General features: G+C 58.0%; 17 protein-coding genes and 1 other RNA gene. 12 read left to right on the forward strand and 6 right to left on the reverse strand.

What is annotated here, in order from left to right; genetic code table 11:
* On the forward strand, positions 1-140 hold a 140-nt coding region (locus ROO76_21470), incomplete at its 5' end, for an integrase core domain-containing protein (GenBank protein ID MDT8070739.1).
* A gap of 246 nt (positions 141-386) precedes the next feature.
* On the opposite strand, the gene ROO76_21475 is transcribed toward ROO76_21470, so the two are convergent.
* A complete protein-coding gene (locus tag ROO76_21475; protein MDT8070740.1) occupies positions 387-830 on the reverse strand; it encodes a response regulator in 444 nt (147 codons plus the stop codon).
* 129 nt (positions 831-959) lie between these two features.
* Between ROO76_21475 and mtaB the strand changes: the two genes are divergently transcribed.
* The 11 genes from mtaB (at position 960) to lgt (ending at position 9,700) form a co-directional block, all read left to right on the forward strand.
* The gene (gene mtaB / locus ROO76_21480) at positions 960-2,291 is read left to right on the forward strand and encodes a tRNA (N(6)-L-threonylcarbamoyladenosine(37)-C(2))-methylthiotransferase MtaB (GenBank protein MDT8070741.1); all 1,332 of its coding nucleotides are present in this window, start codon (positions 960-962) and stop codon (positions 2,289-2,291) included.
* Positions 2,292-2,423: 132 nt separating this feature from the next.
* Positions 2,424-2,939: a translation initiation factor IF-3 gene (gene infC, locus ROO76_21485; GenBank protein MDT8070742.1), complete on the forward strand. Its 516-nt coding sequence runs from the start codon at positions 2,424-2,426 to the stop codon at positions 2,937-2,939.
* 76 nt (positions 2,940-3,015) lie between these two features.
* Positions 3,016-3,210 (forward strand): 50S ribosomal protein L35, encoded by a 195-nt coding sequence (rpmI, locus tag ROO76_21490; GenBank protein ID MDT8070743.1) that lies wholly within the window; start codon positions 3,016-3,018, stop codon positions 3,208-3,210.
* A gap of 240 nt (positions 3,211-3,450) precedes the next feature.
* Positions 3,451-3,813: a 50S ribosomal protein L20 gene (gene rplT / locus ROO76_21495; protein MDT8070744.1), complete on the forward strand. Its 363-nt coding sequence runs from the start codon at positions 3,451-3,453 to the stop codon at positions 3,811-3,813.
* Between the two features lie 267 nt (positions 3,814-4,080).
* On the forward strand, positions 4,081-5,181 hold the full coding sequence (pheS, locus tag ROO76_21500; protein ID MDT8070745.1) for a phenylalanine--tRNA ligase subunit alpha: 1,101 nt from the start codon (positions 4,081-4,083) through the stop codon (positions 5,179-5,181).
* A gap of 26 nt (positions 5,182-5,207) precedes the next feature.
* Positions 5,208-5,558: an enhanced serine sensitivity protein SseB C-terminal domain-containing protein gene (locus tag ROO76_21505; protein ID MDT8070746.1), complete on the forward strand. Its 351-nt coding sequence runs from the start codon at positions 5,208-5,210 to the stop codon at positions 5,556-5,558.
* A complete protein-coding gene (pheT, locus tag ROO76_21510; GenBank protein MDT8070747.1) occupies positions 5,558-7,582 on the forward strand; it encodes a phenylalanine--tRNA ligase subunit beta in 2,025 nt (674 codons plus the stop codon). The genes ROO76_21505 and pheT overlap by 1 nt, the downstream gene beginning before the upstream one ends.
* 167 nt (positions 7,583-7,749) lie before the next feature.
* Complete coding sequence (locus ROO76_21515) at positions 7,750-8,037, forward strand: hypothetical protein (GenBank protein ID MDT8070748.1); 288 nt, start codon at positions 7,750-7,752, stop codon at positions 8,035-8,037.
* Between the two features lie 69 nt (positions 8,038-8,106).
* A complete protein-coding gene (locus ROO76_21520) occupies positions 8,107-8,424 on the forward strand; it encodes a cell division protein ZapA (GenBank protein ID MDT8070749.1) in 318 nt (105 codons plus the stop codon).
* 211 nt (positions 8,425-8,635) lie between these two features.
* Positions 8,636-8,823: non-coding RNA, 6S RNA (gene ssrS / locus ROO76_21525), on the forward strand.
* Between the two features lie 73 nt (positions 8,824-8,896).
* Complete coding sequence (lgt, locus tag ROO76_21530) at positions 8,897-9,700, forward strand: prolipoprotein diacylglyceryl transferase (protein ID MDT8070750.1); 804 nt, start codon at positions 8,897-8,899, stop codon at positions 9,698-9,700.
* A gap of 77 nt (positions 9,701-9,777) precedes the next feature.
* Here the strand turns inward: lgt and ROO76_21535 are convergent, their stop codons facing one another.
* The 5 genes from ROO76_21535 to hrcA all read right to left on the reverse strand — a co-directional run bounded on the left by ROO76_21535 (position 9,778) and on the right by hrcA (position 15,103).
* On the reverse strand, positions 9,778-10,749 hold the full coding sequence (locus tag ROO76_21535; protein MDT8070751.1) for a hypothetical protein: 972 nt from the start codon (positions 10,747-10,749) through the stop codon (positions 9,778-9,780).
* Positions 10,750-11,444: 695 nt separating this feature from the next.
* Positions 11,445-12,152 carry an RsmE family RNA methyltransferase gene (locus ROO76_21540; protein ID MDT8070752.1) on the reverse strand — a complete coding sequence of 236 codons (708 nt, stop codon included), beginning with the start codon at positions 12,150-12,152 and terminating at the stop codon, positions 11,445-11,447.
* 105 nt (positions 12,153-12,257) lie between these two features.
* Positions 12,258-13,382 (reverse strand): molecular chaperone DnaJ, encoded by a 1,125-nt coding sequence (dnaJ, locus tag ROO76_21545; GenBank protein ID MDT8070753.1) that lies wholly within the window; start codon positions 13,380-13,382, stop codon positions 12,258-12,260.
* 98 nt (positions 13,383-13,480) lie between these two features.
* Positions 13,481-14,050 (reverse strand): nucleotide exchange factor GrpE, encoded by a 570-nt coding sequence (gene grpE / locus ROO76_21550; GenBank protein ID MDT8070754.1) that lies wholly within the window; start codon positions 14,048-14,050, stop codon positions 13,481-13,483.
* 9 nt (positions 14,051-14,059) lie between these two features.
* On the reverse strand, positions 14,060-15,103 hold the full coding sequence (gene hrcA, locus ROO76_21555) for a heat-inducible transcriptional repressor HrcA (protein MDT8070755.1): 1,044 nt from the start codon (positions 15,101-15,103) through the stop codon (positions 14,060-14,062).
* Positions 15,104-15,375: the final 272 nt, after the last annotated feature.

Genomic DNA, 15,375 nt, shown 5'->3' on the forward strand with positions numbered 1-15,375 from the left:
CTTCTGATCACCGCAACGCTCACCTGTCTCTCTGGCTTCGTCACTACAACTTCCACCGCCCACATGCTAGCCTCAATAACGCTCCGCCAATCTCCCGCTCCCCGCTTCCGGGGTACAACCTCCTGACACACCACAGATAACGCGCAGCGAAAGCGCGCTTTTCTCGACGTAAATTCCTGGATCTAAAAGGAGAGTTGATATTTTCAGATTTAAATTCTTTCCTTTGAGCGCGCTGGAAGGAAAATTTCCGTAAGTAGCGGAAAACAGGCCCCACGGAGAGGTAGGGGGTAGGGGGTACTCAAACCAACTCCGCTGAGAACGGAGAGATGCTACCTCCATCCTCCGCACTTTTCCCTGCAGAGATTCAGTACTGGATTGTTCTGGAGCTAAACCGCACGCTTGACGGAGTCGCTCTTCTTTCCGTTCTCGATGTTCGCGACCTTGCGACCGTCCTTCACCTTGTGATCCTGGTGCGAGATCAGGAGCGCCTCGATTTGCCGAAGCAGTTCCTGGGTGTTCATCGGCTTCACCAGGAGAGACTGCGCGCCGGAATTCTTCCAGTCGCTGCCCAGCGCGGGATACGCGGTGAGGATCGCCGTGGCGGGATCGTACTCCTGCTTGCGTGCGGCGCGGATCACGTCATAACCGGCAGTCTCGGTCTCCATGCGCATGTCGGTGATGATCATGTCGAAGCGACCCATATCGAGCTTTTGGATGGCCTCGCGCGCCGAGGCCGCGGTTTCGACCTCAAAACCGTTCATCTCGAGGATAGCTTTCAGTGTCAGTAGAATCGCCAATTCATCGTCAGCGAGAAGGATGCGGCGTGTCATAGAGTCTCCCAGGGGATTTCCGGTGACTGCCGACGTATGATGCCGGCAGATATCAGGAAAGTTGCTGAATAGCGCTGAAACTCAGCAGGCCGCGTTAGCGGCGCACTCCCCACCCGTATAATTGTAACCGTGGATCGCAGTTTTTATCTGGAGAATTTTGGCTGTCGCGCGACGCAGGCCGATGGAGCCGCCATTGAGCGTCAGCTACTTGACAAAGGACTGGCGCGCGCGGAGGACTCCGCGGATGCCGATGTCGTTGTGCTCAATACCTGCACGGTAACGTCCTCGGCCGACCAGGACGCCCGCGCTACCATCCGCCGCATCCACCGGGAGAACCCCGGCGCCACGATCCTCGTCACTGGCTGTTACGCCCAGCGCGCACCCGAGGAAATTGCCCAGATTCCGGGCGTTTCCGTGGTCGTAGGGAATTCCCACAAGGGTCAACTGGCTGACATTGCGGGACGGCAGGGCTTTGTCTCGCTGCAAAGCGTCGGTTCCGCAGCAGGCGAAATCGTCGTGGGCGATATATTCGCCCACACCGAACTGATGGCCGCTCCGGTCTTCGACGCCGATACCGCCAGCGAAAAGACCCGCCCTAACTTGAAGGTCCAGGACGGCTGTAATAACCGCTGCTCGTTCTGCATTATTCCGTATGTTCGTGGCAAGAGCCGGTCGCTAAGACTCGATGAAGTGATTCGAGAGACACGGGCCTTGGTTGAGCTCAAGTACAAAGAGATCGTGCTGTCGGGGATCAACCTCGGACGTTGGGGGCGCGACCTCGAAGGACACTCGCGTTTCGCCGATCTCCTGCGCTCTATGCTCGGCGAAACCGACGTCGAGAAGATTCGGATCAGCTCGGTCGAACCCATGGACTGGTCCGACGATTTGATCGAACTGGTCGCCTCGTCGCCGCGCATCTGCAAGCACGCGCACGTACCGCTGCAATCCGGGAGCGATCGCATTCTACGCAAGATGCACCGCAAATATCGTCCATGGCATTACGCCGATCGCATCCAGAAGATCCGCGCCGCCATGCCGACCGCGGCGATCGGCGCCGACGTCATGGTCGGCTTTCCGGGCGAGACCGACGCCGATTTCGAAGAGACCCGCGCGTTCATCGAATCGCTCCCCTTCACTTATTTGCACGTCTTCACTTATTCTTCGCGTCCCGGAACGCCCTCGGCCGCAATGCCGAACCAGGTTCGCGGCGACGTCACCCGCGAGCGCAACCGAATCCTGCGCGAGCTCGCCGTACGCAAGAAGCGCGAATTCCAGGAGCAGTTCATCGGGCGCGAGTTGCAGGCCATCACGCTGACGAATTTCGAGAACGGGCGAACCGAAGCGCTGACCGATAATTACCAGAAGACGTGGATTGAGGGTCGACACGAGTCGAATCAGTCGAAAATCATCTGTATCAACGGTATCGAGGGGGAAGCCTTCGTTGGAAATATCCTCTTTTAGATACTTGTGTCCCTTCGTGACCTTCGTGATTTTCCGTCCGATGGCGCGATGCACGATCTCAGCCCCCTCGACCGATGGCACTATGGCGTCATGCTATAATTTTTAGGTTTATCAGGATCTTCGGAGGACCGTATCGACAAGCGTTTTATCCGCACGAATGAGCGTATCCGCGCCAGAGAACTGCGCGTGATCGACGATCAAGGGGGACAGTTGGGCATCCTCGCACCCTTTGAAGCGCTCAAAATTGCCAGGGAAAAGGGTCTGGATCTGGTCGAAGTTTCACCCACCGCGCAACCTCCTGTCTGCCGCATCATGGACTTTGGAAAGTACATGTATGAACAGGAGAAGAAGGAGCGGCAGGCCAAGAAGAACCAGAAGACCTTTGTCGTCAAGGAAGTCAAGTTCCGCATCAACGTCGACGAACACGACTACCAGACGAAGAAGAATCACGTTCTGCGATTCCTGGAAGAGGGCGACAAGGTGAAGGCCACCATCTTCTTCCGCGGACGCGAAATGACGCGACAGATGCTGGGACGCGAGATTCTGCAGCGGCTGATCAAAGACATTTCCGATAAGGGGATCGTAGAGAACATGCCGCGGCAGGAAGGCAACACGCTGCACTTGATCCTGGCGCCTCCGAAGAAGTAGTACCCGCTGGCCGCGTCCAGCGGCCGGAGATCCGGAACAAGTTTCAATTGTTTGAATAAGAAGTGAGTACACGACTATGCCAAAACTAAAGACGCACTCCGGCGCCGCCAAGCGCTTCAAGAAGACGGGAACGGGCAAGGTGAAGCGCGGACGCGCTTTCCAGCGCCACATCCTGACTTCGAAGGACACGAAGCGGAAGCGCCAGATGGATATGGGCTCGATGGTGGACAAGGCTGACCTCCCCAAGGTCAAGCGGATGATCCCGTACTAGATCGCACCTCGGCGGATAAAGCCGCTGTGGGCGATGATCCCGGCGGCACGCCTAAAGGCGTGCCCTGATACGAACCGGGCTGGTACAATTGAGCAAGCTGTTACCGCGGACTCCAGGTCCGCCCTAGCCCCGGCCCCTCGGAAGACCCGAGAGACGGTTGGGCTCGCGAGTGAAGAGGCCATAGTCCTGTGACTCCTGCCTCCAGCCGCGAAACAAAGAACGCAAAAAAGGAGCTAAGCAATGCCTCGCGTAAAACGTGGTACCAAGCGCCGCCAGCGTCGCAGAAAGATATTGAAGCAGGCGGAAGGCTATTTCCTTACAAAATCAAAGCTCTACCAGGCAGCGCAGGAGTCGGTGCAGCGCGGCTTGAAGTTTGCCTATGCCGGCCGCAAGCAGAAAAAGCGCCAGTACCGCTCCATCTGGATCGTGCGAATCGGCGCAGCGCTGCAGGACCAGGGCATCAGCTACAGCCGATTTATCAGCGGCCTGAAGAAGGCCGGGTTCGAACTCGACCGCAAAATCCTCGCGGATATCGCGGTCAACGATCCCGCCGGCTTCAAGGCACTGGCCGATAAGGCCAAGGCCGCCGCAGCCACGGCGTAGCAAAAGTTCGCTACGAAAAGCTGAATCGAGGGGCGGCCGAGAGGCCGCCTTTTGTGCTTGGAAGTTCCCGGCTCTCGGTTAAAGCTGATACATTTCGCTTTTACTGGCAACCGACAGCCGGCGACAATTCGACACAGTGCGCGAAGCGCACGGAAGATGATAGCCCCGGGCGTAAGCCCGGGGTTAGGCGCCCGATAATTTTCCAGAGCCGGCTTTAGCCGGCGACACAAACCAGCGAGGGCGTAAGCCCAAGCGAACTTTGGGAACATGACTACCACATATACTGTTCCAAAACTCGAAACCTTCACACCCGACACACTCGACCGAGCGACCGCCGAACTTTTAGCAGCGCTCGAAGCCGAAGCTGCTTCCGTAGCAAACGAATCCGACTGGCGCGCTTTCCGCGATCGTTGGATGTCGCGCAAGAGCGGCGTGCTCGCGCAGGTGAACGATTGGCTAAAGGCCGCGCCCGGCCCGTCGAAGCGTGATGTTGGCCAGCGCGTGAATCAGTTGAAAGCGAAGGTCGAGGAGACCGTTGCTGCCGCGGAACAGCGCATCGCCGGCGGTGCCGCGACCGCGAAACTTGAAACCGAGCGCGTCGACGTCACTCTGCCCGGCATTCGCAAGCAGCTCGGCCTTAAGCACCCGGTGCTGCGCACGCTCGACGAACTCGTCGACGTCTTCGTGAAGATGGGCTACTCGATCGCCGAAGGACCCGAGGTCGAGAGCGATTACTACAATTTCGAGGCGCTCAACTTCCCGCCGAACCACCCGGCGCGCGACACGCAGGACACGCTCTTCATCGCCGACCAGCAGAAGAAGGCGCAGCGCGACCGTCTCGTCCTGCGCACGCACACATCGCCGGTGCAAATCCGCGCCATGGAGAAGATGCGGCCGCCCGTGCGCGTCATCTGCCCCGGCAAGGTTCATCGCTATGACACAGTGGACGCCACGCACTATCCGGTCTTCCACCAGATCGAGGGTCTCTGCGTCGACACTAACATCACCTTTGGCGACCTCAAGGGCACGCTCGACCACGCCATGAAAGCCATGTTCGGCTCCTCGGTGAAGACCGCCTTCCGCCCATCGTTCTTCCCGTTCACCGAACCGAGCGCCGAAGTCATGATCAGTTGCCCCTTCTGCGGCGGCAAAGGCTGCCGTCCGTGCAAGCAGAGCGGCTGGATCGAACTGCTGGGCGCAGGCATGGTCGATCCCAACGTCTTCAACTTCGTCGACTACGACCCGAAGAAGTACTCGGGATTCGCCTTCGGCATGGGCATCGAGCGCGTCGCCATGATGAAGTACGGGGTCGACGACATTCAGCAGTTCTATCTGGGAGATGTAAGGTTCTTGGAGCAGTTTGGGTAAGGAAGGATCAACGGAGAGGACGCTGAATGAGCGACAGAGAAAATCCCGAAGAGCTAAGAGTTCCTGGGATCATTTTTCTCGGAGAACAAGACGGGGGGCCAGAACGAGAACTCAAGAGCGCTCTCCAAAACGTTTTCTCCAGCTTACCAGTAACTGAAGCATTTCTGGCAGACATTAGATACGAGAACGAATCGGAGAGTCGCGTTGCGCTCTGTCTAGTTGCGACCGAGGATGAAAAGATCGTCGAGGCTATATCTCGGGTTTTCTGGAACATGTTTCGGTCGGACGTTAGCTTGGACCTTGTGTTCCTTGATGAGAAACAAAGGGAAGCAATAGAACAAGTGTGTCGCTGTTTCTATCAGGTTGAAAAGGCTTAATGAAAATTCTTGCCAACTGGATTCGCGATTTCGTGACCATTTCTGACGACGATCGCCGTCTTGCCGAGCGCCTGACCGAATCGGGCGTTGCGGTTGAGGGCTTCTACAACGATGGTCACGACCTCGCCTACGAGGCCGAGATCACGACCAACCGCCCCGACGCGATGAACCATTACGGTGTTGCACGCGATGCCTCGGCGGTGTACGACGTTGACCTGAAACCGATCACGCCGAAGTTCTCTGAGAAGAAGGGACCCGACTTCCCGATCCTCATCGAAGATGCCGAGGGCTGTGCGCGATACACGGCCCGCGTCGTTCGTGGCGTGAAGATTGCGCCGTCGCCGGCGAACATCGCTCGTCGGCTGGAGTTGATCGATCAGCGGCCCATCAACAACGTTGCCGACGCCAGCAACTACACGCTGAACGAAATGGGGCACCCGACGCACGCCTTCGATCTCGACACACTCGAGGGCGACAAGATCGTTGTGCGCCGCGCACGCGCGGGCGAGACCATCGAAACTCTCGACGGAGAGACCCGCAAACTCTCGCCGGAAGACCTCGTCATAGCCGATGCCGTGAAGCCCGTTGCAATCGCCGGCGTCATGGGCGGCCATGACACCATGATTACGGATCGCACCCGGAATGTGCTCATCGAATCCGCCTGGTTCGATCCCGCTTCCGTCCGCCGCACCTCGAAGCGTCTCGGCATGCACACCGACGCCTCGCACCGTTTCGAGCGTGGCGCCGACTACGGCGCTACTCCACTCGCCTGCGCTCGTGTCGCCGAGCTAATCGTCCAGACCGCCGGTGGCCAAGTCGAACAGGAGATCGATGCCGTCGCAGCCAAGGTCCCGCGCCCCGAACTCACGATGCATGTCTCGGAGGTCAAGCGTCATCTCGGAACGGACATTCCGTCACAGGAAATCGCGCGTATCCTGACGAAGCTCGGTTTCGGAATAAAGACGACCTCGGATAACACCTTCGCCGTTCAGGTCCCCACCTGGCGTCTCGATGTAGATCGCGAAATCGATCTCATCGAAGAAGTCGCACGCATCTACGGTTATAACAAATTCCCGAACACGCTCCCTGCATTCGCCGGCGCGGTCGTAGAACTTCCGAACGCGCGAAAGCAGGCGCGCCTGCGCCAGACGCTGCTCGCTCTCGGCTACAACGAAACTCTCTCGTCGACCTTCATCCCGATCGATGAAGGCAAGCAGTTCGGCGCGCCCAATGCCGTTCGCCTGGAGAACCCTCTGAGCGAGGAAGCCGCTTACATGCGCACTTCCCTGCTGCCCGGGCTCGTCGACCAGGTCGGCTACAACTTGAATCGTGGCAACAGCGACGTTCGGCTGTTCGAACAGGGACACATCTTCGAGAGTTCGGGCGACAAGGTGGATGAGCGTTCGTCAGTCGCATTCGTTGCCACCGGAACTGCCGAGCCGTTCTCCGTGGAGAAGAAGGCCCGCACTTATTCCTTTTTCGACATCAAGGGCGACATTGAGGATTTAGTCGGACAGTTCGAAGCAAAGAACGTCTACTTCGATTCGCATACCACGCCGTGGCTGCATCCCGGTCGTTCTGCGCGTGTCGTGGTGGACGGAACAACCGTCGCCCGTTTCGGACAGTTGCATCCTGAACTCGCTGCGGAGCGCAAGCTGAAGCAGGAAGTGTATGTCGGCGAAATCCTGCTCGAGCGGCTTTATCAGCGCGGCCTGCGCGAACCGCATTACAAGCCCATCCCACGCTTCCCCGCCGTCGAGCGTGACTTCTCGTTCGTATTCGACGACAAGGTCGTATTCGAGCGCATGCGCGCGGCGGTCGAGGGGCTCGAAATCGCAGAGTTGCAGAGCTTCCAGCCGGCCGAGATTTTCCGCGGTGGCAAACTCGCGGCGGGAACGTACTCAGTGCTCCTCCGGGCCGAATTCCAGGCGCCGGATCGCACGCTCACCGACGATCAAGTCGCAGGATGGTCGCAGCGGGTGATTGAAACACTCACGAAACTCGGTGGGACGCTCAGGGCGTAGTACGCCGAATCAGTCACAGGTTACAGTCACAGGTCACAAGAGAGTGGCTTTGCGACCTGTGACCTGTGACCTGCAATGCCATGATCCACGCTTTTCCACCCCTTTCCACAACTTCGTGCGCTATACTCGCGCCAGAAACACACTTCTCCCTCGAGGTTGAGAGCCAGATGTCTGTCAAGGCGGAACAGGTTGTCATGGAAGGTACCGGCGGCGAATTTCTTTCGCTGGAAGAGAAAGTCTATCGCACAATCGAATTACTCAAGAGCGCGCGCGAAGCCAAAGTTGCGGCCGAAAAGGTCGCGGAGCGTCTGCGCGAGCAGCTTGAGACCGTGGAAGAGGAGTTGGCGTCCGCGAAGTCGCAGCTCATCTCGCTGAAGAAGGAACGCGAAGAGGTTCGCGGCCGGATCGAGAAGATGCTGGGCCAGATGGATGCGCTGGTCGCCGAGGGAGAATAGCACCAGAGCGGGCCCACATGTGTTAACTGCGACAGATGTGGGGCACCGGATGTATCAAGGAGATACTGAGTGGAACAGGCGAATTCCAGCATTCGCGTTGAGATTTACGACCAGACCTATCACCTGCGTGGTTCGGACCGCGAGTACGTACAGAGGTTGGCCGAGTACGTTGACGGCAAGATGAGACAGGTTGCCGCCCAGACTTCGACGGTCGATTCGTTGCGGCTGGCCGTTCTGGCGGCCCTGAACATTGCCGACGAGCTACAGCTCATTCGCGGCAAGTACGACAACGTCGCAACCGAGTACACGCAGCGCGCGTCACACCTCCAGTCGGCGCTGGATTCGGCCCTCGACGAAGTGCTGGCGGACGCGCGAAAAGCAGGATAGATTCCGCGGTCGGCAAAATTTTGCGGCGGCATCGCACAAGCGGTGCCGCTTTGCTTTTTGGGTCCTGGGCACAGGGTACTGGCACCTGCAAGGCATGCTCCCAGTACCAAGAACCTGGTACCGAGCACCTGCGTAGCATTTCATCTTCCAACAATTTTCGCTGGGTCTCTTGCGCTACTTTGGTCTCCTGCGTAGCATCTAACTCACCATAGCCGACCTGCAAAGTTGGTGATGGGGTAATAAACGCTGCTGAACCTGTTTCTTGTGAAAGGGAGCTTGACTCGAAGATTGGTCTGGTGTGCCAGTGCCCAGTCGCATAGGCCTAAAGGACCACGGCGGGCGCCCACCTTGTTGAAAGGTTCACAAGCGACCTACCCCACACGGCCCCGCGGGTCGGCATTAATGCGCCCGGCAACTTCGGACCCACCTTTGGGTTAACCTAAAGGAACTTCCATCCAGATAGAATAGTACCGTGCATCCCAACCTGATTAGCCTCGGACACTTCCACATAGCCACTTACGGCTTTCTCGTCGCCCTGGGCATGTTGCTCGGGCTGACAATCGTGCTGCACCTCTCGAAAAAGCAACACCTTGATCCTGACGAAATGTGGAATCTCTGCGGGCTCGTGATCCTTGCCGGGATCATCGGCTCTAAGGCCCTCTACATCATCACCGACTGGGGTTATTACTCGGCTCATCCCGGCGAAATTTTCAGCCTTGGCACGCTTCAGGCCGGCGGAGTGTTCTCCGGTGGTCTGGTGCTCGCTCTTGGCACGGCAATCTGGTATCTCCGCAAGCACCAGATTTCGTTCCTGAAGGCCGCTGACGTAATTGCTCCCGGACTAGCATTGGGCCACGCTGTTGGACGTCTTGGCTGTTTCTCGGCCGGTTGCTGCTACGGCAAGCCGACGAATGAGCCTTGGGGCGTCGTCTTCACCAATCCCCTGGCGAACGCAATTGTGGGGACGCCGCTGGGGGTCCGTCTGCATCCGACGCAGCTTTATGAAGCCTTCGCCGAGTTGGTTAATTTCTTCGTTCTGTACTGGGTTGTTACGAAGAAGAAGAAGTTCGAGGGTCAGGCGATCGGGCTTTACATGGTCATGTATGGGATCGAACGTTACGTGATCGAATTCTTCCGTGGCGATCCCGGCCGCGGAAACATTTGGGGCGTTATGAGCGGCACACAGTTGATCTCCATCTTCCTCGTAATCGCCGGCGCTATCATCTGGATGGTCCGGATACCAATGCGCGCGCCAGTGAAGGCCGCGGCACACTGAGAATCATCTCGGTTCCGGCAAAAATAATGGCGAACCGCCCAGGCGGTTCGCCATCTTAACTTCTTGCCTTAATCCACTCAGTCCCCATCATCGCGTCGCTGCCACACGAACGAATCGACCTCGCGGTGGCTCGCGTCGAACAGTATCACACGCGCATCCAGGATCACTCGCTCCCATCCCCTTGGAATGGGCGAGAGTTCGGCTGTGCAGGCGTACGGGATGGGTGCGTACCCGGCTTCTGCCATCTTTCTTGCGTGTCCCGGCGGAACCTTTCCCTTCTTTGCCAATCCCGGGGGCAAGCGGTAATTCGAGACCAGGCAACGGCTCAGATAAGCTCGGTCGTGATCCGTGAATCGAACGTTGCGATAGCCGCGGTCATCGCTACGATAACGGTCATCGTCATCGCGATAGCGATCCTCCTCACGGCGGTCGCGATCGCGGTAGTCGTCGTCACGGCGCTCGGCCATTTCATCGCGATAGGACGACCTCTCCTCTACGCGGTTGTCGCGTGCCTGTCTTGCGGTGTTCAGCCGCACGTTCCAGGCGATCACGGCTTCAGGCTCAATCACAGCTTCGTGGCGTCCGGTGGCAGCGGCACCCACCGTGCCTGCTCCAGCACCAACCAAGGCGCCAATCGCAGCGCCCTTTCCACCCCCGGCAATGCCGCCGAGAATGGCGCCCGCACCTGCGCCGCCACCAATCAGTACGGCATTCTTCTTCGTGTGCGAGCGGCCCTCGAGCACGATTGGGTCAGCAGAAACACCAACTCTGCGACCGTGGCACGAAATCCAGGTTGGCTGCAGTACCAATTTCCCTGAGCTGCTCAATCGTCCCGAGCGCTTGGACTCGCTCACGACGCCACCCACTGGACTGCCTTTCGCGCAGTTCTGTCCACCAATGCGCACCGAATTCATTAGGACGCCATCGAACGCGGCTCCAGATGGAGTGCTCTCGCTCGAAAGCCGCGAGTTGATCCGGACTTGGATCTGCTGTGCGGAGAGTAACCCTGCGAACAGCAGCATAGGAAGTAAACGAACGGCAGATTTCATCGTGGCTAACCTCATACTTTCATGGACCATGATGGTATCGCCCGCGGGTCGAGACGGCAGCTTACGACCGGGCAGCGACAAACGTAACGATCCCGGCTGCAGCACAGGAGAATGCGACTGGTGCTCAGGCGCGTGCTCAAGGAAGCCGGAAGCCCCCGATTGCTCCCCCATTCTGCAAAACGCGCAAAATTATTTTACGGTGAGATTACCCCCCTGTGCGATGGGCTTTCGTACGCTCACTTCCGTTGTACGAGCACGAACTTTCTACTGTCGGTTTTTTGCCAATGCGCGTACCCGCATAAACACTGGGGCAAACACAGTCAGACCCGAAATTAATAATATCGATATATGTCTAAGTTAAGTTTGCGCCCTCGTTCTCTTCTTCGGGAGAGTCTACGTGGTGCTCGTGAGCGCGGCAGGAAAACGATTTTTTCGCTTGACTTGAAAATTCAATCACCGTATACAACTTACAAAATCGTAACTTTTATAGTTGCGATGATTGAGTCATAACTCAAAAGGGAGAATAGTAATGGCAACCAAAAAGGCAGCTAAGAAGAAACCGGCCAAGAAGGCCGCGAAGAAAAAGAAGTAACTGCAAGTACCGCACGGGGGACGCGGCTAGCGTCCCCTAAACTTTTACGGGGGACGCGCGAGCGTCCCTTTTCATTTGTCACGCCGGGGTTGCGCTGCACGTTTTAGTTGCCGGTATTTTGTATGATGGCGAGAGCGGCGATGGCCGCTGTCTCCGCACGAAGGATGGTTGGCCCCAGAGATGCATTTTGCCAAGCCGCCTCGGCGAATAATTTCAGTTCATCCGTGGCCCAACCGCCTTCAGGGCCAACCGCCAGGGCGATGTCATCGCCTCCGTCACAGATATCGCGCAGTTGAACCTCCGTTTCGTTCTCCGCGAGGACGATTTTCTTCGCGGCCTGCTCTCTCGCGACGTATTCGCGCAGCTTCACGGGGATGAGAATCTCCGGCACGGCAAGCCGCCGTGATTGTTCCGAAGCTTCTTGCGCGATGCGGCGCCAGCGTTCTGTCCGCTTCTCCGCCGCTTTCGCGAGATGCGCATCGGTCCGGCGCGTTATTACTGGGGCAATACGCAACACGCCCAGTTCTGTACACTTCTCGACCGCCCATTCGAACCGCTCGAACCTGAATACAGCCAGCGCAATCGTTATCGGCCGCTGCGAATGGGTTTCCACGGCCTCTCCTAATTCGAAGATAACCCGGTCATCCTCGACGCTCACGATGGTTCCTCGGCGCACCGCTTCGCCCAAGGCGATGTCGAACTCCTGTCCGATCCGCGCTCGCAAAACGCGGGAGAGATGCGCAGCGTGCGCCCCGGTCAGTGCGGCGCGATTGGACTCAACTTCGTCGGCAATGAAACGGCGACGGGTCATTTGATGAAGTACAAGGTACAAGGTGGAAGATATCAGCAGCAAGTCTCATCCATATCGCAAAACAAAAGGCCGCAAATGCGGCCTCTTGCGCCCTGAACCGTGCACCTACTGGAAGATTTCCTTCACCCTGCTCATCAAACTTCGCCGTTCGGGCTTGTTGTCGATCTTGCCGATACCGTCGAGTTCCTCGAGCAGTTCACGCTGCCGCTTGGAAAGCTTGGTTGGAGTTTGCACCTTGATTTCGACGAACAGATCCCCGCGGCCACGACCATTTAATACCGGTACGCCCTTCTGCCGCAGGCGGAAGCTTGTGCCGGTCTGTGTTCCTTCAGGAACCTTCAGGAGCGTTTCGCCCTCAAGCGTCGGGATATGGATCTCCGAGCCAAGCGCTGCCTGCGAGTACGAAATGGGAACGACACAGTAGAGATCTTTGCCTTCCCGCTCGAAGAATGGGTGCTCTTTCACGTGGAGAACCACGTACACGTCGCCGGCAGGGCCGCCATGCACTCCGGCGTCACCATGCCCGTTGTAGAGAATGCGTGTGCCTTCTTCCACGCCCGCGGGAACCTTCACGTCGAGCGGTGTCTCCGTCGCGACCGTCTGCTCGCCGCGGCACTTCGGGCACGGGTGTTCGATTACCACTCCGGCGCCGTGGCACACGGGACAGCCGCGCGCGATGCTGAAGAAACCCTGTTGATAGCGGACCTGGCCGCGCCCATTGCACTGCTTGCAGGTAACTGGCGATTTCCCGGGTGCCGCGCCAGTACCCCGACACTGCGGACACATTTCGCGGTGACGAACCACGACCTTCTTCGTAACGCCGAACACGGCTTCTTCAAACGTGAGAGTCAGGTCCTCGCGCAGATCGTTACCACGCTGCGCGCGCGAGCGGCGGCGACCGGTGCCAAAGACGTCGCCGAAGCCGAACAGGTCCCCGAAGATATCGGAGAAATCCTGGAAGTTCGAAGGATCGAATCCGCCAAATCCGCCCGGACCGCCAACGCCTGCATGTCCGAACTGGTCGTAGCGCGAACGCTTCTCGCTGTCGCTGAGGACGGCGTAGGCCTCGCTGCATTCTTTGAACCGCTCCTCGGCATCTGGATTGTCGGGATTGCGATCCGGATGATACTGCATCGCTAGCTTGCGGTAGGCGCTCTTGATCTCGACCTCAGTCGCGGTGCGACTTACGCCAAGAACCTCGTAATAATCTCGTTTCGTGTTCGTCGCCAGGGGGACTTCTCCTAAAGCTGCTCAGCTTCTCAGCAAAGAAAGTCATTCACAAGCGAAGTTGCTTTGCTGAGGAGCCAACTGGCTGAGCAGCTGAGTCGCTATTTGTTCTGCGCCACTCGCACCATTGCGGGCCGCAGCAGCCGATCTTTAATCTTGTAGCCACGCTGCAATTCGTCGATCACGTGGTTGTCCTCAACCTCATGCGTCTCGACCATCTGGATGGCCTGGTGGAGATTGGGATCGAATGGCTGGCCCGCAGCCGCGATCGGCTCGACGCCCAGGCGCGACAGCACGTCGTGGAACTGACGGTCGATCAGTTCTATGCCTGACCGGAAGTCTTCTGCAGACGCGTTCTCCGTCTTCAGGGCGCGATCGAGGCTATCGAGAATAGGCAGGACCTGTTTCAGCGCGTCAGCGAGCGCGTAATCGCGAAATTCCTGCTGTTCACGCGTGCTCCGCTTGCGGTAGTTGTCGAACTCAGCCTGCAGACGCGCCAGACGGTCCAGATACGATGCCTTTTCTGTTTTCAGGTGCTCAATCTCCGCTACCGCGGAAGAAGCCTGAGCGTTCTGTGTCGTGCCTTCCGCTTGCTCTTCCTCTGCCTGTGGCAACTCGTGTTCGAGGTCGAGGCGGCTGGCGTCGCCATTTCCTTTGTTGTTTTTCACCATGGAAACTTCCTACTCCGAATCATTCAAAAGGCGGTCGAACAGCCGGGCGATGTAGGACACAGCGGTGATAGTGTGCTGATAGTCCATGCGGGTTGGCCCAATCACAGCAAGCCGGCCCAGAACTTCGTCCCCGGAGCGCGCCGGAGCGCCAATCAGAACGAAGTTGCTCAGGTCCGGCATGGCCTCCTCGAGACCGATGACCACGCGTACCGCTTCCTGGCGGGTATCGAGATAAGCGGAAAGCAGTTCAATAATCCGCTGCTTCTCTTCAAGGGTCTTCAAAAGCTGCCGCAGGCGCTCCGAATCCTGGTCATCGATGACCAGGTTCGCAGTGCCTTCCACAAAGACGTCCGGCGCCGCGGCGTCCTCAAGCGCGCCCTGCTTATACAGATGCTCGAGCGAAGCCATCAGCTTGTCATATTCGCTGCGTTCCTGCTCGATACGCCGGGCCAGTTCGCGCTGGATCGACTCCATCGTCCAGCCGCGGAAATTGTCGTTCAGGTATCGTGCGGCCAAGTCGAGTTCGGGTTGAGAAATATCTCGCACCACTCGCACCACGCGATCACGTACCAAGCCGCTGCGCGTGACGACCACCGCGAGAATCTTGTAATCGCCCAGTCGCTGGAAATGCACATGTTCCAGCGCGTTCCTAGGCCCATTCGCAGCTACCGCTACTCCCACGCCGTGCGACACCAGCGAGAGAACATGCGAAGTGCGCTCGAGAAAGTCCTGCACGTCGGCAGTTCCATGGAACACCTGTTGAATGCTCTGTTCCTGCTCGGGACTGAGCTTGGTCTCGCCTGTCATCTTCTCAACGTAGTAGCGGTAACCCTCAATACTGGGGATCCGTCCCGCAGAAGTATGCGGCTGCTCCAACAACCCGGCCTCGGCCAGATCGGCCATCACGTTGCGGATGGTGGCTGCGCTCAAACCTTCACGGTTCGCGCGCGAAAGCGTACGAGACCCCACCGGCTCGCCTGTCGAAATATAGGTCTCGACAATGGCGGTCAAAATCTCCTGTTCGCGACGTCCAATGAGGGAGCGATTGGCCATACTGCCTCGCTAAGTCCGGCACCCGAGAATCGAGCCCGGTCTCCACATCTCCTTTAGATGCAGAAACTTAGACCAAGGACTCCTAAGTAGTTGCCCGGCTAGATTTTAGGAAGCCGGATTCTCACTGTCAATATTAGCACTCTCGGCACGAGACTGCTAAGTGAGCGGGAAGAGGGAGCGTCGATAGCTGAAAGTCGAAAGCTCAAAGTCGAAAGTCTGAAACAGGTTCCGATTCATGATTTTCAGTTTCGACTTTCGACTTTTGACTGATT

The organism is Terriglobia bacterium (assembly GCA_032252755.1).
Lineage (GTDB): Bacteria > Acidobacteriota > Terriglobia > Terriglobales > Acidobacteriaceae > JAVUPY01.

Bases quoted from the DNA above. Each gene is read 5' to 3' on its own strand.
- ROO76_21475 (MDT8070740.1), bottom strand. From the start codon at position 830: ATGACACGCCGCATCCTTCTCGCTGACGATGAATTGGCGATTCTACTG.
- rpmI (MDT8070743.1), top strand. From the start codon at position 3,016: ATGCCAAAACTAAAGACGCACTCCGGCGCCGCCAAGCGCTTCAAGAAG.
- rplT (MDT8070744.1), top strand. From the start codon at position 3,451: ATGCCTCGCGTAAAACGTGGTACCAAGCGCCGCCAGCGTCGCAGAAAG.
- pheS (MDT8070745.1), top strand. From the start codon at position 4,081: ATGACTACCACATATACTGTTCCAAAACTCGAAACCTTCACACCCGAC.
- ROO76_21505 (MDT8070746.1), top strand. From the start codon at position 5,208: ATGAGCGACAGAGAAAATCCCGAAGAGCTAAGAGTTCCTGGGATCATT.
- pheT (MDT8070747.1), top strand. From the start codon at position 5,558: ATGAAAATTCTTGCCAACTGGATTCGCGATTTCGTGACCATTTCTGAC.
- ROO76_21515 (MDT8070748.1), top strand. From the start codon at position 7,750: ATGTCTGTCAAGGCGGAACAGGTTGTCATGGAAGGTACCGGCGGCGAA.
- ROO76_21535 (MDT8070751.1), bottom strand. From the start codon at position 10,749: ATGAAATCTGCCGTTCGTTTACTTCCTATGCTGCTGTTCGCAGGGTTA.
- ROO76_21540 (MDT8070752.1), bottom strand. From the start codon at position 12,152: ATGACCCGTCGCCGTTTCATTGCCGACGAAGTTGAGTCCAATCGCGCC.
- grpE (MDT8070754.1), bottom strand. From the start codon at position 14,050: ATGGTGAAAAACAACAAAGGAAATGGCGACGCCAGCCGCCTCGACCTC.
- hrcA (MDT8070755.1), bottom strand. From the start codon at position 15,103: ATGGCCAATCGCTCCCTCATTGGACGTCGCGAACAGGAGATTTTGACC.